Source organism: Vibrio sp. 378 (genome assembly GCF_033339435.1).
Genome location: NZ_JAWOUO010000962.1, coordinates 1 through 561 on the forward strand (window position 1 = coordinate 1; position 561 = coordinate 561).

Annotated in this window: 1 protein-coding gene; it reads right to left on the reverse strand. The window is 45.8% G+C overall.

The features are described from left to right. Positions 1-561 (reverse strand): MFS transporter (locus tag R7Q48_RS29825; protein WP_411979316.1); only part of this gene is annotated, 561 nt, incomplete at both ends.

The window sequence follows — 561 nt, forward strand, 5'->3', positions numbered from 1 at the left end:
AATAAAGCGTTCATCAAGTCCTTCACAGCCGAGGTTGATTGCCACTGGATATAGAGCAAACGTGGCCATGCCCAATAGGAAAAGCGATGCCGCCAACACTGCGGTAGACGTAGAGATGAACGTCAAACCGATAGAGAAAATACCCAAAATACAGAAGAACGCCATTAAGACTGTTCGGCTCATGTATTTGTTTAATGTGGTCACCATAGGTTGAACCAACATGCCGCCAAGGATCACCAACGCCATAAGCGTACCAATGTCTTGGTGGGTAATTTTACGGTTCGCCAATTCAACAGGCATAAGACCGTAAATCGCACCCAAGGTTAAACCAGATACGACGCAACCGATGATCGCTGCATGATTGAGTTTTGCAATCTGTTTGAATGACAATGAAGTCGATTCATGGCTGTTCGGTTGTTCGCAATCAATAAACATCAGTACCAGCATCGCCATTAGGATCAATGTTGTAATCGCAACAAAGGGTACGCCGCCACTTACGCCAAGAACGCCAATACCAAATTGACCTAGAGCCGAGCCGCCGTATAGAGAAAGCATGTATAG